Origin of the sequence: Peterkaempfera bronchialis, assembly GCF_003258605.2 — a bacterium.
Classification (GTDB): Bacteria; Actinomycetota; Actinomycetes; order Streptomycetales; family Streptomycetaceae; genus Peterkaempfera; species Peterkaempfera bronchialis.
The window spans coordinates 4,967,473-4,991,149 of record NZ_CP031264.1 but is presented as its reverse complement, the minus strand read 5'-3'; the positions used below and the strand labels follow the sequence as shown (position 1 = coordinate 4,991,149).

Below are 23,677 nucleotides of genomic sequence, written 5' to 3'. Positions count from 1 at the left end.
GGCCACCACGCTGAGGGGGCGTGCCGTCAGCTGCCGTGCGCCGGCAGCCAGTGGGCCATCACCCCCAGCAGGTGATCGGTGTCGACCGGCTTGGTGACATGGTCGGAGGCGCCCGCGTCCAGGCTCTTCTCCTTGTCGCCCTTCATCGCCTTGGCGGTGAGCGCGATGATCGGCAGCCCGGCGAACTGCGGCATGCTGCGGATCGCCTCCGTGGTGGCGTACCCGTCCATCTCCGGCATCATGATGTCCATCAGCACCAGCGCCACATCGTCGTGCTGCTCCAGGACCTCGATCCCCTCCCGGCCGTTCTCCGCGTAGAGCACGGTCAGCCCGTACTGCTCCAACACGCTGGTGAGGGCGAAGACATTGCGGATGTCGTCATCGACGATCAGCACCTTCTCCCCCTCGAAGCGCCCGTGGAAGCCCGCCTCCTCGCCGCCCCCGGCGGTCTCCGCCCCGGCGTGGGCGACGCCTCCGCCCTGGCCGGGGAAGGCCACCGTACGCGGCGGCGTCGGAGGCACCGGCGGGACGGCGGGCGCCGGGGCCGGCTCGGCCGGGGACCGGCGGGCGGCGGCGCGGCGCTCCGCGGCGCGGCGGTCGGCAGCCTCGCGGCGCCGCTCCTGGGCCAGCTCGCGGACCTCCTGCGCCCAGTGCTCGGCCGGGCTGCCGGTGTCCGCCATGCCGTCGTACTCCGCGCGAATCGCCGCCTCCAGCGCCGGATGGCCGCCGCGCCGCTCGGCGCCCGCGCGCGGGTCGTCGGCGTGCAGCGGCAGATAGAGGGTGAAGGTGGAGCCGCGCCCCAACTCGCTCTCGGCGTGGATCTCGCCGCCCAGCAGCCGGGCGATCTCCCGGCTGATGGAGAGGCCAAGACCGGTGCCGCCGTACTTGCGGCTGGTGGTGCCGTCGGCCTGCTTGAACGCCTCGAAGATCTCCCGCAGCTTGTTGCTGGGGATGCCGATGCCGGTGTCGGTGACCGAGAAGGCGATCAGCGGCTGCCCGCCTTCGCCGAGCGCCCCGGACTCCAGCAGCTGCTCCCGGACATGCGGCGGCACATCGTCGCCGACCGCGCGGATCAGCAGTTCCACGGCGCCGCCGTCGGTGAACTTCACCGCGTTGGAGAGCAGATTGCGCAGCACCTGCTGGAGCCGCTGCTCGTCGGTGTGCAGGGTGACCGGCAGGTCGGGGGCGACCCGTACGGCGAAGTCCAGGCCCTTGTCGGCGGTGAGCGGCCGGAAGGCGGCCTCCACATAGTCGACCAGCTGGACCAGCGCGATCCGGGACGGCCGGACCTCCATCTTGCCCGCCTCGACCTTGGAGAGGTCCAGGATGTCGTTGATCAGTTGCAGCAGGTCGGTGCCGGCGCCGTGGATGGTCTCGGAGAACTCCACCTGCTTGGGTGAGAGGTTGCCCTCGTTGTTGTCGGCCAGCAGCTTGGCGAGGATCAGCAGCGAGTTGAGCGGGGTGCGCAGCTCATGCGACATATTGGCCAGGAACTCGCTCTTGTAGCGGGAGGCGAGGGCCAGTTGCTCGGCGCGCTCCTCCAGGACCTGGCGGGCCTCCTCGATCTCGCTGTTCTTGATCTCGATGTCGCGGTTCTGCTGGGCCAGCTGCTCGGCCTTCTCCTGGAGCTCCTCGTTGGTGCGCTCCAGCTCCTCCTGGCGGGCCTCCAACTCGGCGGAGCGCATGGAGAGTTCGGCGGTGAGCCGCTGGGACTCCAGCAGCAGGCCCTCCGTCTTGGTGTTGACGCTGATGTTGTTGACGGTGACGCCGATCATCTCGGCGATCTGCTCCAGGAAGTCCAGCGCCACATTGGTGAAGGCGCTGAAGGAGGCCAGCTCGATCACGCCCAGCATCCGGCCCTCGAACATCACCGGGAGCACGATCACATGGGCCGGAGACGCCTCGCCAAGACCGGAGGCGATCTTGAGATAGCCGGGCGGCGCCTCCTTGAGCATGATGGACCGCTTCTCCACCGCGACCTGCCCGATCAGCGACTCGCCGGGCCGGAAGGTGGTCGGCATGGCCCGCCGCTGGTAGCCGTACGAGCCGATCAGCCGCAGCACCACATCGCTCTCGTCGTCGTCCTCGGTGACCAGGGCGGCGGAGCGGCTGGCGGGCTGGGCGAGGAAGAAGGCGCCGTGCTGGGCGGAGACCACCGGGGTGAGCTCGCTCATGATCAGCGCGGCGACCGCCTCCAGGTCGCGGCGGCCCTGGAGCAGGCCGGAGATCCGCGCCAGGTTGGTCTTCAGCCAGTCCTGCTCCTGGTTGGTGCGGGTGGTCTCGCGCAGGTTGGCGATCATCTGGTTGATGTTGTCCTTGAGCTCGTCGAGCTCGCCGGACGCATCCACGTCGATGCGCAGCGAGAGGTCGCCACGGGTGACCGCGGTGGCGACCTGGGCGATGGCGCGGACCTGCCGGGTGAGGTTGCCGGCCAGCTCGTTCACCGACTCGGTGAGGTCCTGCCAGGTACCGGCCACGCCGGGGACGCGGGCCTGGCCGCCGAGGCGGCCGTCGGTGCCCACCTCGCGGGCCACCCGGGTCACCTCGACACCGAACGACGACAGCTGGTCGACCATGGTGTTCAGGGTGGTCTTCAGCTCCAGGATCTCGCCGCGCGCATCCACGTCGATCTTCTTGGAGAGGTCGCCCTTGGCGACCGCGGTGGTGACGAGGGCGATGTTCCGCACCTGGTTGGTGAGGTTGTTCGCCATCAGGTTGACGTTCTCGGTGAGGTCCTTCCAGATGCCCGCCACGCCCGGGACGCTCGCCTGGCCGCCCAGGATGCCGTCGGTGCCCACCTCGCGGGCCACCCGGGTGACCTCCACGGCGAAGGCCGAGAGCTGGTCGACCATGGTGTTGAGGGTGCCGGCCAGTGCGGCCAGCTCGCCCTGCGCCTCGATGGTGATCTTCTTGGAGAGGTCGCCATTGGCCACGGCGGTGGCCACCTGGGCGATGTTCCGCACCTGGCTGGTGAGGTTGGACGCCATGAAGTTGACGTTGTCGGTGAGGTCCTTCCAGATGCCGGAGACGCCCCGGACCCGGGCCTGACCGCCGAGGATGCCCTCGGTGCCGACCTCGCGGGCCACCCGGGTCACCTCGTCGGCGAAGGCGGAGAGCTGGTCCACCATCGTGTTGACGGTGGTGACCAGCTCCAGGATCTCGCCCCGGGCGTCGACGGTGATCTTCTTGGAGACGTCGCCCCGGGCCACTGCCGTGGTCACCTCGGCGATGTTCCGCACCTGGCCGGTGAGGTTGTTGGCCATCAGGTTGACGTTGTCGGTCAGGTCCTTCCAGGTACCCGAGACGCCCGGCACCTCGGCCTGACCGCCGAGACGGCCCTCGGTACCCACCTCACGGGCCACCCGGGTCACCTCGTCGGCGAAGGCGCCCAACTGGTCGACCATGGTGTTCAGGGTGGTCTTGAGCTCCAGGATCTCGCCCCGGGCGTCCACGTCGATCTTCTGCGAAAGATCGCCCCGGGCCACCGCCGTGGCGACCTGGGCGATGTTCCGTACCTGGCCGGTGAGGTTGTTGGCCATGAAGTTGACGTTGTCGGTCAGGTCCTTCCAGGTACCGGCGACGCCGGGCACGCTGGCCTGGCCGCCCAGCATGCCCTCGGTACCCACCTCACGGGCCACCCGGGTCACCTGCTCCGCGAACGCCGAAAGCTGGTCGACCATGGTGTTGATGGTGTTCTTCAGCTCCAGGATCTCGCCCCGGGCATCGACTTCGATCTTCTGCGAAAGATCGCCCCGGGCCACCGCCGTGGTCACCTGGGCGATATTGCGGACCTGATCGGTGAGATTGTTGGCCATGAAGTTCACCGAGTCGGTCAGATCACGCCAGGTCCCGGCCACCCCCGGCACCTGCGCCTGACCGCCGAGGCGGCCCTCCACGCCCACGTCCCGGGCCACCCGGGTCACCTGGGCGGCAAAGGACGACAGCTGGTCGACCATGGTGTTGACGGTGTTCTTCAGCTCCAACATCTCGCCGGAGACATCCACCGTGACCTTCTGCGTCAGATCACCCGACGCCACCGCCGTGGTCACCTGGGCGATATTGCGGACCTGGCCGGTGAGGTTGCGGAAGGCGTTGTTCACCGAGTCGGTGAGGTCCTTCCAGGTCCCGGCCACCCCCGGCACCTGCGCCTGACCGCCGAGCCGCCCCTCGGCGCCGATCTCCCGGGCCACCCGGGTCACCTCGACACCGAACGACGACAGCTGGTCGACCATGGTGTTGACGGTGTTCTTCAACTCCAGCATCTCGCCGGAGACATCCACCGTGACCTTCTGCGTCAGATCACCCGAGGCCACCGCCGTGGTCACCTGAGCGATGTCGCGGACCTGCGCCGTCAGATCGCGGAAGGCGTTGTTCACCGAGTCGGTGAGGTCCTTCCAGACTCCCGCCGCGCCCGGTACCAGCGCCTGACCGCCCAGCCGCCCCTCCGAGGCGACCTCGCTGGCCACCCGGGTCACCTCGGCGGCGAAGGTGCGCAGCGTCTCCGTCATCGCGTTGATGGTGGTCGCCAGCCGGGCGATCTCGCCGCGCGCGGTGACGGTGATCTTCTGCGACAGGTCGCCGTTGGCGACCGCCGTGGTGACCTGGGCGATCTCCCGGACCTGTGCGGTCAGGTTGTTCGCCATCACATTGACGTTGTCGGTGAGGTCCTTCCAGACCCCGGCCACCCCCGGCACCTGGGCCTGGCCGCCCAGCTGGCCCTCGGTGCCCACCTCGCGGGCCACCCGGGTGACCTCGGCGCCGAACGCGGAGAGCTGGTCCACCATCGTGTTGACGGTGTTCTTCAGCTCCAGCATCTCGCCGTCCACATGGACGGTGACCTTGCGCGACAGGTCGCCCTTGGCGACCGCCGTGGTCACCAGCGCGATGTCGCGGACCTGTGCGGTCAGCCGGCCGGCCATGGTGTTGACCGAGTCGGTGAGGTCCTTCCAGCTGCCGGACATGCCGCGCACCCGGGCCTGGCCGCCGAGCTTGCCCTTGGTGCCCACCTCGATGGCCACCCGGGTCACCTCGTCGGTGAACTCGGAGAGCTGGTCCACCAGGCCGTTCACGGTCCGGCCGATCTTGAGGAACTCGCCGCGCAGCGGGTGGGTGGCGCCGTCCGCGCCGATGGAGCGCAGCTCCATGCGCTGCTCCAGGTCGCCCACGGCGATGGAGCCCAGCACCCGGCCCACCTCGGCCATCGGCCGGGCCAGGTCGTCGATCAGGGCGTTGCAGTTGTCGACCGCCGAGCCCCAGGCGCCTTCCCCGGCGCCCAGCTCCAGCCGCTCCGAGAGCCGCCCCTCGCGGCCCACCACCCGGCGTACCCGGGCCAGCTCGCCGGTGAGGTGCTGGTTGCGCTCGGCGACCTCGTTGAAGACGGCGGCGATCTCGGCCATCACCCCGTCGCCGGGCACGGTCAGCCGGCGGCGGAAGTTGCCGTCGCGCATCGCGGTCAGCGCGGTCAGCAGTTTGCGGAGGTTGGCGGCGTCCGTGCTTCTGGTGCCGTTGGCCGGGGTGGTCGCCCTGCGGGTGGACGTACCCCTGGCCGGAGCGGTGGTGGTGCCGCCCGCCCTGCCGGTTGGTACCGATTCGCCCGAACTCAACGGGTTCCTCCCACATCATTGCGTCTGGCACGTCTACTGCGTCTGCCACAGCTTGGATCCGACACAGCTTGGATCCGACACAGCGAGATCCGGCACACCGAGATCCGGCACACCGAGCATGGACCCCCCAGTCTTGCATCACGCGCAACCCGAGCACATGGGCACGAGTGCGGTTGTGCAAGGCTGATCCCGGGGTATCGCATTCTCGACCGGCCCCGTACCGGTTCGCATGCGTACCGGAAAAGACACGGCCGTAATGGTTTCATCCACGACGGAACCACACGGCAGCCGCCGCGGAAAGTAACCTGTCCGCCGGAGCAGCGCCCGGCGGGACAGGGCGCCGATGAGACGAAGGAGCCGGGGAAGAAGTGGTCACCGCGCGGGCAGCCGCCACCTTCGAACCGGTCGGCCGCTCGGTCGCAGCTGCCCGTGGCTTTGTCCGCGACACCCTCCAGGGCTGGGGCTTCGCCGAGGTGGTGGACGATGCCGTGGTGCTGGCCAGCGAGCTGGTCACCAACGCCGTGGTGCACGCCGGGACGGCCGCCGAGGTGACCTGTCTGCGCGAGGACGACGCGGTGCGGATCGAGGTCGCCGACCGCTATCCCGAGCGGGAGGTGCCGCTCCAGGGGCTCGGCCCGGCCGGGGACCCGGCGCGCGGCCGGCTCGGCGACCCGGAGCGCGAGGGCGGACGCGGGCTGCTGCTCTGCTCCGCGCTGGCACCGCGCTGGGGCGTGGAGTACAACGCCACCCACAAGCTGGTCTGGTTCCGCATGGTGCCGCCGGCCCGGGGCGCCGGGACCCGGTTCGCGGCGCCCGCCGGTCCGGACGGGGCGCTGCCGGCGGCGGACGACGGGGTGCTGGTCGCCGTGGTGCGGGTGGACGCCCAGGGCGTCGTCCGGTCCTGGAACGCGGACGCCGAGGGCCTCTTCCTGCTGCCGGCCGAGCGCGTCACCGGGCAGCCGCTGGCGGAGTACGCGGCCTGGCCGCAGACCCCCGGCACCGGGCTGGGCCTCCAGGAGGCGCTGGCGCTCTCCCGCTGGGAGGGCAGCTATGGAATCCGCTGCGGCGACGGCCGGGTGACCGAGGTGTACGGCTCCCACCTGCGGATGCGCGACGCCGAGGGGCAGCCGTCCACGGTCTGCCTGCTGGTGCGCGAACGGGACCGCGCGGTGCTCCAGTCGCCGTTCCGGGTACCGGCGCCGGGCGACGGCACCGTGCCGCGCGCCGACGGCCGCGACCGGCGGCCCGCCGACGCCTTTGACGCGCTGCTCGGCCGCCCGACCCCCGACGACCTGGACGGGCTGCTCCAGCGCATCGTCGAGCGGGCCCGCGACATGCTCGACGGGGACGCCGCCTATCTGCTGCTGGCCACCGACGACGAGACCGAGCTGGAGGTGCGGGCCAGCGCCGGGCTGCCCTCGGGCCGGCAGCGGTTCGCCCGGGTCCCGGTGGAGGCCGGCACCGGCCGGTACGGCTCGGCCCGGATGCCCGCCGTCCACGAGGACCTCACCGCGCAGCCCGGCGCCGTACCGCTGCTGTCGGGCACCGGGATCCGGTCGGTGGTCACCGTGCCGCTCAAGGTCGAGGGGCGGCTGACCGGCGCGCTGGGCGTGGCCGCCCAGGCGCCCGCCCGCTACACCAATGACGACGCGCTGCGGCTCCAGTTCGCCGCCGACCGGATCGCCCTCGCCGTGGAGAGCGCCCGGCTGACCGAGCTGGAGCGGCTGCGGCGCGGTTCGCTCTCCTTCCTGGTGGAGGCGTCCGACCTGCTGGCGGGCACCCTGGAGCGGGACCAGACGCTGGCGCTGATGGCGCAGATGACGGTGCCCACGCTGGCCGCCTGGTGCGCCGTCTACACCACCGGCGACCAGGCGGGCACGCCGCAGCTGGCGTTTGTGCTGCACGAGGACGAGGACCGGATCGACGGGCTGCGGGCGCTGCTGGAGAAGGTGCCGCCGCCGGACCCGGACCCCAGCCCCGGCCCCCGTACCTGGAAGGCGCCCGCCGAGATGGCGCATGCCTCGGCGCTGCGCGCCTCGCTGCGCTCGCTGGGCCTGGGCGCCGCCGCCCGCCCGGCCGCCGGTCCCGGCACCGCGCTGGCCACCGCGTCGGCGGTGGGCGGCGAGACCGTAGTGCTGCCACTGGTGGCCCGCAACCGCGTGATCGGGCTGCTGGCGCTCGGCAAGTCGACCGACGAGCGGTTCCGCCGGGAGATCCTGGAGCTGGCCGAGGACCTGTCGCGGCGGGCCGCCCTGGCGCTGGACAACGCCCGGCTGTACTCCGAGCGCACCGCCATCAGCCGCGCCCTGCAACGCTCGCTGCTGCCGCCGGAGCTGCCCCGGGTGCCGGGGGTGGAGGTGGAGGTGATCTACCGGGCGGCCGGTGAGGGCAATGAGGTCGGCGGCGACTTCTACGACGTCTTCCCGATCCGCGAGGGCACCTATGGCTTCGCCATCGGCGACGTCTGCGGCACCGGCCCGGAGGCCGCCTCGGTGACCGGCCTGGCCCGGCACTCGCTGCGGCTGCTGGCCCGCGAGGGCCTGGCCGCCCCCGAGGTCCTCCAGCGGCTCAACGCCGCCATCCTGGACGAGGGCGCCCGCAGCCGCTTTCTCACCCTGCTCTACGGGGAGATGACCCCGCGCGCCGACGGCACGGTGGAGCTCCGGGTGGTCTGTGCCGGGCATCCGCTGCCGCTGCGGCTGCGCCCGGGCGGCGAGGTGGTGGCGGCTGCGGAGCCGCAGCCGCTGCTGGGGGTGATGGACGACCTGGCCCTGGTGGAGGAGACCATCGTCCTGGACCCGGGCGATGTGCTGCTCTGCGTCACCGACGGCGTCACCGAGCGCCGGGAGGGCACCCGGATGCTGGGCGACGACGGTCTGGCCGAGGTGCTCGCCGGCTGCACCGGGCTCACGGCGGGGGCGGTCGCCGCACGGGTGCAGCGCGCGGTGGAGCGCTTCGCGCCCGACCCGCCCTCCGACGACATGGCGATCCTGGCGCTGCGCATCCCCGCCCAGCGCCAGGGCTGAGCGCACCGGCCGACCTCTGTTCGAACGGGCCGTCAACCCTGGTCAAACGCAATGTGTTTGATGCCGTAATGATGCAATTCACAAGGGTACAAGCCCCTCCCTGACGGGTACATCCTCCTGCGTCAGGGCCCTACCGCCCAGCACAGGAGGCCGAGCCGCCCGCGCCGCACCCGGCGCAGCCACGACCCGGCGCCGCACCACTCAACGCAACCACGCAACGAGTGAAAGGAGCCTCCGGTGAGCAATGCCGCTACCGGGGCAGCGAACGCCCGACCCGCAGCCGCCGACACAGGTCCCCTCGGATATCTCGCACTCGGCCTCACCCTTCTCGCCTTCGGCCTCCTGCGGACCGGCGTCTTCTCCGGCGCCGGTACCAAGGACGCCGCCTCGATCGCGCTCTTCGTCGGCGGCCTGACCCTCTTCCTCGCCGGGATGTGGCAGTTCCGCTCCGGGGACGGCTTCACGGGCACCGCGTTCGCCGGCCTCGGGGCCTTCTGGGTCACCTGGTCCGCTGCGGTCGACAGCACCACCAGCAAGAACGCCGCCGGACTCTTCCTGCTGCTGTGGGCCCTGCTGGCCCTCACCCTCACCGCGGCCGGCTGGCAGTCCGGGCGCCTCGGCCAGGGCGTGTACGGGCTGCTCACCGTCGCGCTGGTGCTGCTCGCCATCTCCACCTGGGCCTCCTCCGACGGCCTGGGCAAGGTGGGCGGCTGGGTGGCGGCGGTCTCCGGCCTGCTCGCCTGGTACGGCGCCACGGCCACCCTCACCAACGCCGCCTGGGGCCGCACCGCGCTCCCGCTGAAGTAGCCGCGCACACCGCCCGGCGCCGGACCCGAGGGAATCCCCGGGCCCGGCGCCGGGCGCTTCGCTGCTCAGGCTCGGTGGGCGACCTCGCCGCCGACCACCACCAGCTCGGCGACGGTGCCGGGGATCTCCTCGGGCGCGGCGACGAGGATGTCGCGGGAGAGCACCACGAAGTCCGCGACCTTGCCCGGGGTCAGCGAACCCCGCTCGTGCTCCAGGAAGTTGGCGTACGCGGACCCCATGGTGTACCCGTGCACGGCGGTCGCGACATCGACCGTCTCACCGGGTATCCACGCCTCGCCGCCGCCCAGCGGGCGCCGGGTGACGGCGGTGTAGATGCCCACCATCGGGTCCATCTCGGCGACGTTCCAGTCGCTGGAGAAGGCCAGCACCGCGCCCGCCTCGCGCAGGCTGCGCATCGGCCATGCCTGCTGCCAGCGCTCCGGGCCGACGTTCTCCGCCCAGTCCTGGCCCGGCCCGGCGATCTCCGGGGCGCAGTGCCGGGGCTGCATACAGGCGACGACGCCCAGTTCGGCGAAGCGGGCGGTGTCGGCCGGGTCCAGGCACTCCACGTGCACCACCTGGTGGCGTGCGTCGCGCGGGCCGTTCACCGCCCGGGCGTGCGCGACCGCGTCCAGTACGGTGCGGATGCCGCGGTCGCCGGTGGCGTGCACAAAGCACTGGAAGCCCCGGGCGTCGAGCCGGGCCAGCAGCTCGGCGAACTCCTCGGCCGGGTAGAAGGTCTCGCCCCGGTGGTGGGCGCATCCGGCGTACGGCTTGAGCAGCGCGGCCGTGCGCGGCTCCACCACATCGTCGATGTAGAGCTTCAGCGGGCCGACGCGCAGCCGGTCGTCGGCGAAGCGGTCGGCGGCGGCGGCGAAGTCGTCCAGGTCGGCGTCGGTGGTGCCGCGCGGGTGGAAGAGCGCCGCCACGATGCGCGAGCGCAGCCGGCCCTCGGCGCGGGCGCGGGTGAAGAGGGCGAGGTCGTCGAGGGAGTTCTGCGGCTCCACGACGGTGGTGATGCCGAACCGGATGGCGTCGTCCAGGCTGCGGGCCAGGCGGCCGTACTGCCGGTCGGCGGACGCCCAGGGCACGCCGAGCTCCTGGAGGGCGCGGTGGCCGTCGCGGGAGAGTCCTCGGACCGCGAAGTCGCGGACGAAGCCGGTCGGTTCGCCGGTCTGCGGGTCCTGCTCCGCCTCGCCGAAGGGGAGGGTGCCGCTCTCCCGGGTGATGCCCAGGCGGCGCAGCGCGGCGGTGTTGAGCCAGGCGGTGTGCACGTCGTAGCTGAGGATGAAGGCCGGGGTGTCGCCGGTGACCGGGTCGAGGTCGGCGGCGCGGGGCATCCGGCCGTCCGGGATGGCGGAGTAGTCGAACGCCTCGCCCTCGATCCACTCGGCATCCGGGTTCTCCGTGCGCCAGGCGGCGATGCGGGCGTGCACCTCGGCGAGGGTGCGGGCGCCGGCGAGTTGGACGCAGGCGTCGTCCGAACCCAGCCGCACATGGTTGTGGGCGTCGATGAAGCCGGGCAGGACCAGGCGGCCGCCCGCGTCGACCACCTCGGTGTCCGGTCCGGTCCAGGCGGCGATCTGGGCGGCGGTGCCGACGGCGGCGATCCGGCCGCCGGTGACGGCGAGGGCCTGCGCCTCGGGGTGGTCGGGGTCGACGGTGTGCACCCGGGCGTTGCGGACGACGAGGTCGGCGGGGGTCGGGGTGGCGGTGGCGGCCATCGGGTCTCTCCTGGGTGGTGCCGGTGGTACGGGAGGGGTCGGGTCAGCAGGGTCAGCGGGGGCGGCGGGTGAGGGCCCAGTACGCGAGGCCGGAGACGACGCTGCCGAGCAGCGACAGGTCGCCGCCGCCCAGTGGTGCGACCAGCGGGCCGGTCCACAGCTCGGAGTCGGCGGTCAGCGCGGAGAAGACCATGCCGATGCCGAGCGCGGCCATCCCGGCGAGGTGGAAGCCGCCTCGGTACCAGTACGCGCCGTCGCGTCCGGCGTGCAGCCCGGTGGTGTCGTAGGTGCAGCGGCGGATCAGCATGTCGGCGATGAAGACGCCGCCCCACGGTGCGAAGACGATGACCATCAGCGACAGGAAGCTCAGCAGCGAGGTGGTGAAGTCGACCAGGAAGAGCGCGCCCAGCGCACCGAGCGTGGTGACGGTGATGCTGATGTAGATGCTCTTGGCGCGCGACCACGGGATGCCCAGCACCTGGAGGTTGAGGCTGGAGGAGTACAGGGTGAGGATCGAGTTGGTGATCGAGCCGCCGAGTACCAGCAGCAGGAAGACCACCTGGAACCAGCCCGGCAGCAGCCGCTTGACGCCCTCGACCGGGTCGGACATGTCGACCCGGGTCGCGGCGGCGACGCCCGCGATGCCCAGCGCCACCGAGGAAAGCAGGCCGCCGAGTGCGCCGCTCCAGGTGATCGAGCGCAGCGTGGTGGTGCGCGGCAGGTAGCGGGTGTAGTCGGCGGGCATCGGCAGGTAGGAGACCGGGCCGGAGACGGTCACCACCAGGGCCAGGGTCCAGGCGCTGAAGCTGTTGAGGCCGGTGGCGGCGGGTGCGGCGTGGAGTCCCCGGCCGGGCAGCAGCAGCACGATCAGCAGTCCGAAGCCGACGGCGAGCGCATAGGCCATCCACTTCTCGGCTGCCTGCACGGTGGCGTGGCCCCAGACCGCGACCACAAAGGTCATGGCGAGGGTGGCGACCAGGGCGACCAGCCGGCTGAGGTTGCCGCCGTCCCAGCCGAGCTGGCCGAAGAGCGACTGGAGCGCCAGGACGCCGACCACCGTGTTGACCACGGTGTAGCCGATGCTGACGATCCAGTTGACCAGCCCGGCGGGGAAGTTGCCGAGCACGCCGAACGCGGCGCGGGAGATGACCAGGGTGGCGGTGCCGGTGCGGATGCCGCTGAGCCCGGCCGCGCTGACCGCGAAGAACGCCAGGCCGCCGAGGACGACGGCGGCGGTGGCGGCCCAGAAGGAGAGCCCGAAGGCGACCGCGAGTGCGCCGTTGATGACAAAGGTGAAGGTCAGGTTGGAGCCGAACCAGAGCCAGAACAGGTCCTTGGCACTGCCGTGCCGGTCCTCGTCCGGGATCGGGTCGATGCCATGGGTCTCGATGCGGAAGACCTCGTCATTGGCCACGCCGGTACCGAATCCGGCGGCCTCCTCCGTGCGCGTCGTCGTCATCGGATCGCCTCCCTCCACATCTGGGTGATCTTGAATGGCGTTCAAGGAAAGTTTGAACGCCAATCAATGTGCGGGAAGCCGGCGCGGGTGTCAATAGACCTCGGCGCCGGATAGGGTTTCCGACGCGGGTCCACGCAGCGGGCGTCCATGGAGGGAGCACAGCGGTGCCGGCACGGCGGCGGGACGGGCGGCTCGCCCAGGGACGCATGCTGGAGGAGGCGATGGCCGCCATCGCCGAGAACGGCCTGGCCGGGCTCACCATGTCCGGCCTCGCGGAACGCCTCGGCACCAGCGGCGGGCACATCCTGTACTACTTCGGCAGCAAGGATCAGCTGCTGCTGGCCGCGCTGCGCTGGAGCGAGGACCGGCTCACCGAGGAGCGCCGCGCCCTGCTCGCCCGCCGGGTCCGGCCACCGCGCAAACTCGACCTCTTCCTCGCCCTCTACCTGCCCAAGGAGACCCGCGACCCCCGCTGGATGCTCTGGGTCGAACTGTGGGCGCGCACTGCGGCCAACGCCGAGCTGCGCTCCGCGCAGGAGGAGATCGACCGGGGCTGGCAGGACGACCTGGCGGCGCTGCTCGCCGACTGCGGCATGGCGGGCGGCGAAGCGGAGACCCGGGCAGCCGCCGACGAGTTGCTCGCCCTGCTCGACGGACTGAGCACCCGGGTCGTCCTCGGCCTTGGCGGCGCCACCCAGGCGGACGCCCTCACCGCCGCCCGCCGCGCCGCCGCCCGGCTGCTGCCCTGACCACCGCCGGGCGGGGGCGCGGTCAGCCCTGGCTGCCCACCGGCTCCCGCGCCGCCACCGGCCCCCCGGCGTCCTCCGACCCGGCCACCGGCCGCCGCCGGGCACGCAGCAGCGCCGACCCGCCCCACTGGGCCGCGTACGCGAGCAGCAGCAGCGCCACCGCCACGATCCCGTCGGCCCAGAAGTGGTTGGCGGTCACCACGACCACCGCCACCGTGACCGCCGCGTGCAGCACCGCCAGCCAGCGCCAGCGGCTGCCGGAGATCCGCACCGCCGCCACCGCCACCAGCACGCACCAGGCCACATGCACCGAGGGCATGGCGGAGAGCTCGTCGGCGACCAGCCCGCCGACCGCCCCGCCGTAGACCGACTGGCCGTACTGGACGGCGACGTCCACAAAGCCGTTCTCCGGCAGCATCCGCGGCGGCGCCACCGGTATGAACTGCACCAGCAGGCAGGCGGCGGTGACCAGCACCACCGTGGTCCGCACCCAGGCGTACCGCCGCCGGTGCCGCAGGAAGACCCAGAGCAGCAGCCCGATCATCGCCCCGAAGTGCATCACCGCGTAGTAGTAGTTGGCCGCCCTCACCAGCCAGGGGTGCGGCAGTACGGCGCGCTGCCAGGACGCCTCGTCCGGCAGGCCCAGCTGCCGCTCGGTGCGGTGGATCCACTCCGCCCGGTCCAGCGCATGGTCGGTGGACATCACCGAGAGGTGCCCGGCCAGCTGCCAGAGCGCGAAGAGCGCCAGCAGCGTCCCGGCCTCACGCAGCACCGACACCACCGCCGGGCGCCACTCCGGACGCCACTCCGGACGCCATGCCGTGCGCCGCACCGCGTACGAGGCCGCGAACAGCACGGCGGACGTGCCGCCCGCGCTCTGCCACGACAGCGTCAGGTTCTGCACCGGCCACGCCCCTCCCGGGGAGGCGCCGCACCGGCCCCGCCCCGGTCGGGCGGGGAGCTGCACCGGCCGGGCTCCCGCGATGAGGAGACGGTAGACCCCGGCCGCCGCGCGGCGCCGCGCGGGGGCGCCCGCGCCGGTCAGCCGCCGATCACCAGCCGCCGCACGCCCTGCCAGCGGGCCGGGTCGGTCACCCGGCGGCCGTCCACCAGCACCCGCACCCCCGGCAGGTCGGCGGCCGACAGCACCCGGTAGTCGGCGTGGTCGGCCTGCACCACGGCGGCGTCCACCGGCTGCCCCCGGTGCGGCGGCAGGCCGAGCGCCGACAGCTCGGCCGCGCTGTACAGCGGATCGGAGACATACGGCTGCGCCCCGCGCCCGCGCAGCGCCTCCACCACCGGGAAGACCCCGGAGAACGCCGTCTCCTTCACCCCGCCCCGGTAGGCCGCGCCCAGCACCAGCACCCGCGCCCCGGTCAGCGGCCCGAACCCGGCCTCCAGCAGCTCCACCGCGTACTCCGGCATCCGCTCATTGGCCTCGCGGGCGGCCCGGACCACGGTCGCCGAGGGGTCGTTCCAGAGGTACATCCGGGGGTAGACCGGGATGCAGTGCCCGCCGACCGCGATCCCCGGCTGGTGGATATGGCTGTACGGCTGGGTGTTGCACGCCTCGATCACCCGGGTGATGTCCACCCCGACGGTGTCGGCATAGCGGGCGAACTGGTTGGCCAGGCCGATGTTGACGTCCCGGTAGGTGGTCTCGGCGAGCTTGGCCAGCTCGGCCGCCTCGGCCGAGCCCAGGTCCCACACCCCGTTGGGCCGCGCCAGGTCGTCGCGGTCGTCGAAGTCCAGCACCGCCCGGTAGAACTCCGTGCCGCGCAGCCCCGAGGCGGCGTCGATGCCGCCGACCAGCTTGGGGTAGCGGCGCAGATCGGCGAAGACCCGGCCGGTGAAGACCCGCTCGGGGCTGAAGACCAGCGCGAAGTCGCGCCCCGCCACCAGCCCCGACCCCTGCTCCAGCATCGGCGCCCAGCGCCCCCGGGTGGTGCCCACCGGCAGCGTGGTCTCATAGCTCACCAGCGTCCCCGGCCGCAGCCCGGCCGCCACCGCCCGGGTCGCCTCGTCCATCCAGCCGAAGTCCGGCTCGCCCGCCGCGTCCACAAAGAGCGGCACCACCAGCACCACGGCCTCGGCGTCCGCCACCGCCGCCGTGGTGTCGGTGGTCGCCCGCAGCCGCCCTGCGGCCACCGCCTCCTTCAGCCGCACCTCCAGCTCGGCCTCCCCCGGGAACGGCACCGCCCCCTCGCCGACCAGCCGCACCACCCGCTCGTCCACATCCGCGCCCACCACCCGGTGCCCCCGCGCGGCGCACTGCACCGCCAGCGGCAGACCGATCTTCCCCAGCGCCACCACACAGATCCGCACGGCTGCTTCCCTCCACGCCCCGGGCCGAGCCGGGCACCCGTCAGCGGCACCCGTCAGCGGCCCCGCTCCCCTGCGATTGTCGGCCGGGGGCCCGGACCCGGCCTCCCGGGCGCGGCGTCCGGGGGACGGCGGCGGGCCGCGCGGCGTGGCCGGGCCCCGGGCCGCGCGGGGCCCGCCTAGCGTGAGGGCGTTCCCGTACCCCCCGCCCGGAGGAGCAGCCCGCCGTGAAGGTCCTCAGCGTCGTCGGGGCCCGGCCCCAGCTGGTGAAGCTCGCCCCCGTCGCCGGGGCACTGTCGCAGGCGGGCCACCGCCATGTGATCGTCCACACCGGGCAGCACTATGACGCCGACCTCTCGGACGTCTTCTTCACCGGCCTGGGCATCCCCGCGCCCGAGGTCCACCTGGGCATCGGCTCGGGCAGCCACGGCGTGCAGACCGGCGGCGTACTGGCCGCACTGGACCCGGTGCTGGCGGCGGAGCGCCCCGACTGGGTGCTGGTGTACGGGGACACCAACTCGACGCTGGCCGGGGCGGTGGCGGCGGTCAAGCAGCAGCTGCCGGTCGCCCACCTGGAGGCGGGCCTGCGGTCCTTCAACCGGCGGATGCCGGAGGAGCACAACCGGGTGCTCACCGACCACGCCGCCGACCTGCTGCTCGCCCCCACCGCCGAGGCCATGCGCCACCTGGCCGCCGAGGGGCTGGCGGAACGCTCGGTCCTGGTCGGCGATGTGATGGTGGACGTCTGCCTGCGGGTGCGCGACGCCGTACAGGCCGAGCGGCGGGTGCCCACGCTGCCCGAGGGCATCGCCCCCGACCGGCCGTACCTGGTGGCCACCGTGCACCGGGCGGAGAACACCGACGACCCCAAGCGGCTCGCCGCCCTCGCCGACGCGCTGGCGGCGCTGCCACTGCCGGTGGCCCTGCTGGCCCACCCCCGGCTGCTGGCCCGCGCCCGGGAGCACGGCGTGGAACTGGCACGCGGCGCCGTACGGGTGGGCCGGCCGCTGCCGTACGCGGAGCTGGTCGCGGCCGTGCTGGGCGCCGCCGGGGTGGTCACCGACTCCGGCGGCCTCCAGAAGGAGGCGTACCTGCTCGGTCGGCCCTGCACCACGCTGCGCCCCGAGACCGAGTGGCCGGAGACCCTGGCCGGCGGCTGGAACGCCCTGGTACCCGACCCCCAGCTGCTCACCGCCGCCGCCTGGACGGCCACCGCCGCCCGGCCCGCCCCCCGGCAGCCGACCGCCGCCCCCTACGGCGACGGCCGGGCGGCCGGACGGGTGGCGCAGGTACTCGCCGAGCACCTGCGGCGCCGGGAGCTGTCCGGCACCTCCTGACCGCTACGCCGGCTGCGGCTCGTCCGGGATCCGCGCCGGTACGGCCACCGTGGTCCGCTGCTGCGCCGACTCCAGCACCGCCGCCGAGACCTCCACGGTGCGCAGCCCCTGGCGCAGGGTCACGATGTCGCCCGGCTTGCCCTCGACCGCGTCCCGGAAGCGCTCATGCTCCACCAGCAGCGGCTCCCGCTTGGGGATGGCATAGCGGACCATGTCGCCCTCGGCGACGCCCCGGAAGGCGCGCAGCGCCTCCCACTCGGTGGTCACCGCGCCATTGGCGTAGAAGGTGAGGTCGGCGGTGAGGGTGTCGGCGACAAAGCAGCCGTGCGAGCCGGTGACCGCGGCGAAGCGCTCCTTGAGCGGACTCAGCCAGTTGACCAGGTGGCTGACCACGGTGCCGTCGGAGAGTTCGCCGACCACGGCCACCATGTCCTCGTGCGGGCGGCCGCTCTTGCTCACCGTGCGGGCGGCGAGCGAGGCGTACTCCTGGCCGGTCACCCAGGCGGTGAGGTCGATGTCATGGGTGGCCAGGTCCTTGACCACGCCGACGTCGGCGATCCGGTGCGGGAAGGGTCCCTGGCGGCGGGTCACCACCTGGAAGACCTCGCCCAGCTCGCCGGTCTCCAGGCGGGCCCGCAGGGATTGCAGCGCGGGGTTGAACCGCTCGATGTGGCCGACCCCGGCCACCAGGCCGCGCGCCTCGAAGGCGTCCACCAGCCGCTCGGCGGCGGCCACCGAGTGGGCCAGCGGCTTCTCGATCAGCGCGCAGACCCCGTTGGCGGCCAGCTCCAGGCCGACCTCCTCGTGGTGCGCGGTGGGGCAGGCCACCACGGCGTAGTCGATGCCGAGCGCGATCAGCTCGGCCACGGTGTGCAGCACCTGCACCCCGCGTGCGGCGCCGCTCCGGTCACCGGCCGGGTCCACGGTGGCGACCAGCTGCACACCGTCGAGTTCGCGCAGCACCCGCGCGTGGTTGCGGCCCATCGCGCCCAGGCCGATCAGTCCGGCCCGCAGCGTACGGCGCCCGGTGGCCCCGGTCGGGGCGGTGGCGGTCATCGCCGGCCCCCGCCGGGGGCGGTCGGCCGGGCCGCAGGGATCAGCTGTTGGTCTCGCCCGCGCATCGCGGCCACCTCCGTCATGTCGTCCAGGTCGTCGTCGGCTCGGGGTCTCGGTGCGGAGCCCGCCTCATCCGGCCTCCGCCGGCGGTGCTCATGCCGCCTCCGCCGGCGGTGCTCATGCCGCCTCCGCCGGATGGGGCAGTGGATGGAGCCGGGCGGCGGCGAGCAGCTCGGCCACCGCCACGGCCAGGCCGTCGTAGGGGCTCTCCTGCTGCCGGTGCTCGTCGGACCAGCGGACGGCACCGGCCCGGCACCGGTCGTATGCGTCCCGCTGCGGGCCCGCCCAGCCGGTCAGGATGCGGGCGGCCTGCTCCGGGCCGTCCGCCACGGTGCCCGCGCCCCGGGAGCGGACCAGTTCCTCCGCGCGCGGCAGCGGGCTGCCGAGCACCGGCAGCCCGCAGGCCAGGTACTCGTAGACCTTGGACGGGACGGAGTCCACAAAGGCCCGGGTGGGCTCCAGCAGGGCCAGGCCCGCCCAGGCGCCCTGGGCCAGCCGCCAGGCCGCCCGGGGCGGCATCCGGCCGTGCAGCCGGACCCGGTGCGCGGCCGGGCTGGTGCGCTGCCAGTCCCGCAGCCGGTCGCGGTCGGCGAGGGCGACCGGGCCCACCAGGTCCAGCTGCCAGTCGGGCGCCGCCTCGGCGGCGGCGAGCATCGTCCACAGCCCCCGGCTGCCCCGGATGTCGCCCACATAGAGGGCGCGGGGCACCGGGCCGGGCGGCTGCGGGGCGGGCAGCAGCCGGAAGTCGGGCAGGTTGCGGACGACCAGGCGGTTGGCGGCGGAGCGGGGCGGCACATGCTCGTCGGCCACCACCGTCAGGTCGGCGCGGCGGCTGAGCAGCGTCGCCGCGCGGGCCCAGACCCGGGCGGCAGCGCCGACGGCGCCATGCGCCCAGACCCGGTCGCGCAGCAGCGCCTGGTAGTCCTCGTGCACGTCGACGACCAGCAGCCGGCGGGCACCGGGCAGTGGCCGGCAGAGGGCGCGGTGCAGCCGGGCGGCGGGCACCAGGTCGGGGTCGAGGGTGAGCAGCACCCGGCCGCGCGCCCGGGTGGGCAGCAGCAGGGCGTGCAGTCCGCGCCGGGCCAGGCCACCGGACTCGATCGGCCGGAAGTCCACGCCGGGTGGTGCGTCCGCCGCCCGGCCGCGCGCCAGCACCTCCACCGAGAGGCCGGCCCGGCGCAGCGCGGCGCAGTGCCGGTGCAGCCGGGCGTCGGCGACATGGTGGCCGCTGGTGAGCAGCGAGACGTCGACCGGGGCGGGCAGCGCGGCCGGCCGGTCGCCGGGGGTGCGGTCCGCTGCGGGGTGGCTCATGGTCGTGGCACCGCCTCGGCTTGGTGGATCTCGGGTCAGACGTCCTCCAGGACGACGGCGTCCTCGCCGACCTCCTGGAAGCGGATGTAGGCGGCGGTGACCTGCTGCGGGTCGCCGCGCATCATCAGTCGGCCGCGATGCAGCCAGACGCAGTCGTCGCACAGGTCGCGGATGGTGCCCACGGCATGGCTGACCAGGAAGATGGTGCGGGCCTGGTCCACCAGTTCGCGGATCTTGTCGTACGACTTGCGCTTGAACTTGGCGTCCCCGGCCGACAGCGCCTCGTCGATGAGCAGCACATCGGGCTCCATATGGGTGGAGACCGCGAAGGCGAGCCGCCCGTACATGCCGGAGGAGTAGGTCTTCATCGGCATGTCGATGAAGTCGCCCAGGTCGGCCCAGGCGGCGATCTGCTCATAGCGCTCGGCGATCTGACGGCGGTTCAGACCTGCTGCCAGGCCGCCGAGCACCACGTTCTCCCGACCGCTGAGGTTGCCGTTGAAGCCGACGCCGAGGGCGAGCAGGGTGCTGATCCGGCCGTGCACCTCGATCTCGCCGCCGCTCGGCGGCAGGATCCCGGCGACGGCCCGCATCAGGGTGGACTTGCCGGCGCCGTTGGCACCCACCACGCCCAGGACGGTGCCGTGCGCCACATCCATGGAGATGCCGCGCAGCGCCTTGATCTCGCGCACCAGCTCGCTGCGCCGCCGGGCGGGCCGGGTCAGCCGGTAGCGCAGCGTGTTGGCGCGCGGGTCGCGCGGCACCCGGTAGGTGATGTGGACGTCGCGGACCTGCACCGCCCAGGGCCTGCCCCGGCCGGGCGGCCCCGGTGCGGCCGGCCCTCGGCCGGCGGTGACCGTCTCAGAGGCGGACAGCGAACTCACGCTCCCTCCACATGAAGACCAGGGCGCCCACCAGGAAGGCGCCCACCGCCCAGCAGCCGCCCTGGAGCAGCCACTCGGGATGGACAAAGCGACCGCGTACCAGCGCATCGCCCCAGGTGCCGAGCATCGGCGACAGCGGGTTGAGCGACATCAGCAGCGCCTTGCGGCCGCCCTTGGCGATCTGGTCCTCCAGCACCCAGAGCACCGGCGACAGAAAGAGCCAGATCCTGATCATGTACGGCAGGAAGTTGGCGAAGTCCCGGAAGTACACCTGCACGGTCGCGGCCAGAAAGCCCAGCCCCGCGCCGAACAGCACCAGGCAGCCGAAGGCCGGCAGCGCCCAGAGCATCGCCCAGGCCCAGGGCAGCCCCTCCACCTGGTGCACCACCAGGAAGACCACCATCGACGGCAGGAACCGCATGAAGGCGATGACGATCTGGGTGATCGGCAGCAGCAGCCGGGGGAACGAGCTGTTCATGATCAGGCGGCTGCTGCCGATCACCGACCCGGCGCACTGGCCCAGGCAGCCGGAGAAGAAGTAGAAGGCGAAGAGCCCGGCGAGCAGCTTGGCGAAGTAGTCGGGCTGGTGGGTGCCGCCGCCCAGGATGTCCACCAGCACGTAGTAGACGCAGCCCAGCAGCAGCGGGTTGATCACCAGCCAGAGCTGGCCGAAGAAGCTGGTGTAGTTCTGCGCCCGCAGGGTGCTGCGGGCCATCTCATGGACGAACTGCCGACGCTGCCACAGCTGGCCGAAGTAGACCGGCAGCTGCGGCAGCCCGGCCCGCTGGGCACGGAAGAGGTGGTGCTCCAGGTGCCGTTCGGGTACGGCCTGCGGCCCGATCGCGGTCTCGCTCATCCCGCCGCCTCCCCGGTACCGCCCGACGGTGCCTCGTACCGGGCCCGGTCGAGACCGAGCGAGATCTCCAGCCGGGGGTGGCTGCGGCCCAGGTGCCAGGCGGTGGGGATGGCGTAGGTGTCATAGACCACCGCCCGCTCGGTGGTCTCCGAGACCAGGACCTCGCCGGGGTCGCGGCGGGCCACCCGCCACAGCAGATAGGGGCGGACCACCCGGTAGCCGCGGATGAAGACCCGCTGGTGGAAGCCGTCCGCGAGCCGGGCGTGGACGCGGACCGCCATGCCGACGGCGAGTTCCAGGGCGCGGCCGGTGTCGGGGCGGCCGTAGTGCGGCTCGGCCGCCTCCCGCAGCAGCCCGAGGGCCTTGCGCGGGGCGCGGTAGACCAGCAGCCGCTCACTGCGGGGCAGCGGATGCCTCCCCTCGCCCGCGCGCAGCGACCAGCAGCGCACGGCCGGGGGCAGTCCGGCGGCCTCCCAGGGCGCCGGGTTGACCATGAGCAGGTCCACCCCGATCCCCCGGTCCAGCAGGAACTGCGCGTCCTCGCAGACCGCCGCCACCCGCCGGGTGTTGAGCGCCAGCAGCAGCACCCGACGGCCGGTGTCGGTGGAGGCGGTGTCGGTGTCGGTGTCGGTGTCGGTGGAGGAGGCGGGCGCCGGGGCCGTCATCGGACCGGCTCCGGTACATCCGAGCGGCTGCCGTGCCCGGCTTCGGGCGGGCCTGGCGGTCGGGTGCGCCCGGCGTACCCGGCGCGCTCCACGCACCAGCGCAGCGGCAGCGCCGGGGCCGACCTGGCGAGGTGCCAGGCGAAGGCCGTGGCGGGGGCGTCGCACACCACCAGCTCGGCGATCCTCGGCCGGGGCCCGTGGCGGAGCAGTGCGGGCAGCCCGCCCCGGGCGAGGCGCCAGAGCCGCCACGCGCCCAGCGGGCCGTCACCGGAGGGGAGCCGCAGCACCCAGATCCGGGGGTCCTCCGCCGCCGCCTCCGCCACCTCCCGGCGGGCGGCGGCCACCACCACCGGCACCCCGCGCTCGGCAAGGAAGCGGGCGTCCTCCACCACGGCCCGCAGCCGGGTGCCGCCCAGCGCCAGCAGCAGCACCGCCCCGTCCTCGGCGGCGGGTGGCTGCTCCGGGTGGTACGGGAGGGCGGGCAGGCCGTCCACGGCCGCCGACCCGGCGACCGGCCCGCCGAACACCACGGCGCCGGTCCCGGTCCCGGACCCGCCGCCGCCGCCGCGCCGAGCCGGACCACCAGCCCCGCCGCCGCTCCGAGCCGACCCACCAGCCCCGCCGCCATCGCGCCGGTCCGAGCCACCGGCCACGCCCGTATAACAGTTACTCAGCCGGGCGCCGATCGCGGCCAGCCCATAGCGCCGCTCGATGGCGGCCCGGGCCCGCGCCGGGTCCAGCCGGTCCACGGCGGCGGCCAGCCGCCGGTAGCCGTCCAGCAGCGGCCCGGGGTCGTCGGCGAGGTCCACCAGCCGCCCGGCGACACCCTCCAGCCCGGCGAGCGTCTGCTCCGGCCCACCGCACCGGGTGACCAGCACCGGAAGGCCGGTGGCCACCGCCTCGACCACGGTCATCCCAAAGGTCTCAAAGGTGCTCGGATGCACCAGCAGGTCGTGGTCATGCATGATGCCGAAGACCTCGCCGGGCTCCACCGGCCCGCGCACCACCACCTGATGCCCCACGCCCAGCTCGGCGGCCCGCCGCCGGACGGCCTCCGCGTTGCCCGGCCCGACCAGGGTCAGCTCCAGCCTGGGGTTGTCCGCCACGGCCGCCGCGAACGCGGTGAGCAGCAGCGGTACGCCCTTGGCCGGCACCAGGTTGCCGACGAAGAGCCAGCGGCGCAGCTCCCGTACCGGCTCGGGCCGCACCGGGATCGACGCCACATCCACCGCATTGGGCACCACCCGGAACTTCCCCTCGTGCTCCGGGAAGGACTGGGCCAGGCGCTCCCGCAGCCAGGGGCTGACGCAGAGGAAGGCGTCCGCCCGCTCCACCACCTCGCGGTACAGCTCGCGGGACGGCGCCTGCCGCAGCACGCTGGGCAGGAAGGAGGCATGCTCGGTGACCACCACCCGCGCCCCCGGCCGGGCCAGCCGGCAGGCGACCCAGCCACCGTAGACACCGGTGTGGCCGTGCACCACATCGGCGTCGATCCGGCCGCCGGGCAGCACCGCGCGCAGCGCGCTCTCATGCGCCCGCGCCCACTCCGCGTACAGCGCGGGGGGCCGCACCGGAACCGGGACCCTGGTGAGCCGCCACCCCTCGGGGGTGGTCTCGGGCACCACCGGCACCCGGGCCGCGCCGACCGGTCCGGCCAGCCGCTCATAGGCGGTGCGTACCAGGTCGTGGCGGAACTCCCCGCCGGCCGACGGCCAGTCCTCGCCGTTGAGGACCTCCACCCGGGCGAAACCTTCCGCCACCGCGGCGGTCGCGGTCCTCACGAACGACCCCGCGTGCGGGCGCTGCGGGCACGGGTAC

At 73.5% G+C, this 23,677-nt stretch carries 15 protein-coding genes; 4 read left to right on the top strand and 11 right to left on the bottom strand.

What is annotated here, in order from left to right:
- Window positions 1-26: 26 nt before the first annotated feature.
- On the bottom strand, window positions 27-5,447 hold the full coding sequence (locus tag C7M71_RS22185; RefSeq protein WP_114914717.1) for a HAMP domain-containing protein: 5,421 nt from the start codon (window positions 5,445-5,447) through the stop codon (window positions 27-29).
- A gap of 524 nt (window positions 5,448-5,971) precedes the next feature.
- Between C7M71_RS22185 and C7M71_RS22180 the strand changes: the two genes are divergently transcribed.
- Both C7M71_RS22180 and C7M71_RS22175 read left to right on the top strand, forming a co-directional pair.
- Window positions 5,972-8,629: a SpoIIE family protein phosphatase gene (locus C7M71_RS22180; RefSeq protein WP_114914494.1), complete on the top strand. Its 2,658-nt coding sequence runs from the start codon at window positions 5,972-5,974 to the stop codon at window positions 8,627-8,629.
- A 237-nt stretch (window positions 8,630-8,866) separates the two neighbouring features.
- Window positions 8,867-9,436, top strand: coding sequence for an acetate uptake transporter (locus C7M71_RS22175; protein WP_111494485.1), 570 nt, complete (start codon window positions 8,867-8,869; stop codon window positions 9,434-9,436).
- Window positions 9,437-9,501: 65 nt separating this feature from the next.
- Here C7M71_RS22175 and C7M71_RS22170 read toward each other — a convergent pair whose 3' ends face one another.
- Both C7M71_RS22170 and C7M71_RS22165 read right to left on the bottom strand, forming a co-directional pair.
- Entirely contained in the window at window positions 9,502-11,160 is a 1,659-nt protein-coding gene (locus tag C7M71_RS22170; protein ID WP_111494487.1) for an amidohydrolase, read from the bottom strand.
- A gap of 52 nt (window positions 11,161-11,212) precedes the next feature.
- On the bottom strand, window positions 11,213-12,619 hold the full coding sequence (locus tag C7M71_RS22165; RefSeq protein WP_111494489.1) for a purine-cytosine permease family protein: 1,407 nt from the start codon (window positions 12,617-12,619) through the stop codon (window positions 11,213-11,215).
- 206 nt (window positions 12,620-12,825) lie between these two features.
- On the opposite strand from C7M71_RS22165, the gene C7M71_RS22160 reads away from it, so the two are divergent.
- The gene (locus C7M71_RS22160; RefSeq protein ID WP_111494491.1) at window positions 12,826-13,368 is read left to right on the top strand and encodes a TetR/AcrR family transcriptional regulator; all 543 of its coding nucleotides are present in this window, start codon (window positions 12,826-12,828) and stop codon (window positions 13,366-13,368) included.
- A 22-nt stretch (window positions 13,369-13,390) separates the two neighbouring features.
- Here C7M71_RS22160 and C7M71_RS22155 read toward each other — a convergent pair whose 3' ends face one another.
- Window positions 13,391-14,272: a phosphatase PAP2 family protein gene (locus tag C7M71_RS22155; protein WP_111495623.1), complete on the bottom strand. Its 882-nt coding sequence runs from the start codon at window positions 14,270-14,272 to the stop codon at window positions 13,391-13,393.
- Window positions 14,273-14,409: 137 nt separating this feature from the next.
- Complete coding sequence (locus C7M71_RS22150) at window positions 14,410-15,693, bottom strand: nucleotide sugar dehydrogenase (protein ID WP_111495384.1); 1,284 nt, start codon at window positions 15,691-15,693, stop codon at window positions 14,410-14,412.
- 224 nt (window positions 15,694-15,917) lie between these two features.
- On the opposite strand from C7M71_RS22150, the gene wecB reads away from it, so the two are divergent.
- Window positions 15,918-17,027 (top strand): non-hydrolyzing UDP-N-acetylglucosamine 2-epimerase, encoded by a 1,110-nt coding sequence (gene wecB, locus C7M71_RS22145; protein WP_114914493.1) that lies wholly within the window; start codon window positions 15,918-15,920, stop codon window positions 17,025-17,027.
- Between the two features lie 3 nt (window positions 17,028-17,030).
- Here wecB and C7M71_RS22140 read toward each other — a convergent pair whose 3' ends face one another.
- From C7M71_RS22140 to C7M71_RS22115, 6 genes are all read right to left on the bottom strand, one after another.
- On the bottom strand, window positions 17,031-18,083 hold the full coding sequence (locus tag C7M71_RS22140; protein WP_111494537.1) for a Gfo/Idh/MocA family protein: 1,053 nt from the start codon (window positions 18,081-18,083) through the stop codon (window positions 17,031-17,033).
- Between the two features lie 177 nt (window positions 18,084-18,260).
- Window positions 18,261-19,454 (bottom strand): glycosyltransferase family protein, encoded by a 1,194-nt coding sequence (locus tag C7M71_RS22135; protein ID WP_111494539.1) that lies wholly within the window; start codon window positions 19,452-19,454, stop codon window positions 18,261-18,263.
- Window positions 19,455-19,489: 35 nt separating this feature from the next.
- A complete protein-coding gene (locus C7M71_RS22130; protein WP_229758850.1) occupies window positions 19,490-20,338 on the bottom strand; it encodes an ABC transporter ATP-binding protein in 849 nt (282 codons plus the stop codon).
- Window positions 20,316-21,194 (bottom strand): ABC transporter permease, encoded by an 879-nt coding sequence (locus tag C7M71_RS22125; protein ID WP_111494541.1) that lies wholly within the window; start codon window positions 21,192-21,194, stop codon window positions 20,316-20,318. The genes C7M71_RS22130 and C7M71_RS22125 overlap by 23 nt, the downstream gene beginning before the upstream one ends.
- Entirely contained in the window at window positions 21,191-21,859 is a 669-nt protein-coding gene (locus tag C7M71_RS22120) for a hypothetical protein (RefSeq protein WP_111494543.1), read from the bottom strand. The genes C7M71_RS22125 and C7M71_RS22120 overlap by 4 nt, the downstream gene beginning before the upstream one ends.
- A complete protein-coding gene (locus tag C7M71_RS22115) occupies window positions 21,856-23,640 on the bottom strand; it encodes a glycosyltransferase family 4 protein (protein WP_162824330.1) in 1,785 nt (594 codons plus the stop codon). Before C7M71_RS22115 ends, C7M71_RS22120 begins: the two co-directional genes overlap by 4 nt.
- Between the last annotated feature and the right edge of the window lie 37 nt (window positions 23,641-23,677).